We start from the raw sequence: 518 nt of genomic DNA, 5'->3' as shown, positions 1-518 counted from the left end.
GAGCGACCCGTTCACCATCGCAACCAAACACTGGCACCGACTGCACGACAGCCGGATCCAGTGCGATGTATGTCCACGCGCATGCAAACTTCACGAGGGACAGCGTGGCCTGTGTTTCGTCCGCGGCCGATTTGACGATCAAGTGAAGCTCACCAGCTACGGACGCTCTAGCGGATTCTGTGTCGATCCGATCGAGAAAAAGCCGCTCAACCACTTCTTGCCAGGTTCGGCGACGCTGTCTTTCGGCACCGCCGGGTGCAACCTGGCGTGCAAGTTCTGCCAGAACTGGGATATCTCCAAGTCCCGCGAGATCGACGTCCTGGCCAGTCGGGCGGCCCCGGCCGACATCGCCCGGACCGCACACGAATTGGGTTGCCGCAGCGTGGCATTCACCTACAACGACCCAACGATCTTCTGGGAGTATGCCGCCGATGTAGCCGACGCCTGCCACGACCAGGGAATCAAAGCCGTCGCGGTGACGGCCGGGTACATGTGTCCTGAGCCCCGCGCGGAATTCT

The 518-nt window shown here is 61.6% G+C and carries 1 protein-coding gene; it reads left to right on the top strand.

Translation table 11 applies throughout. The features are described 5' to 3' along the window. The coding region (amrS, locus tag D5687_RS11100) for an AmmeMemoRadiSam system radical SAM enzyme (protein WP_125199830.1) at window positions 1-518 on the top strand (518 nt) is incomplete at both ends.

This window comes from Guyparkeria sp. SCN-R1 (assembly GCF_003932495.1).
Lineage (GTDB): Bacteria > Pseudomonadota > Gammaproteobacteria > Halothiobacillales > Halothiobacillaceae > Guyparkeria.
This window is presented reverse-complemented; position numbering and strand designations above follow the sequence as displayed.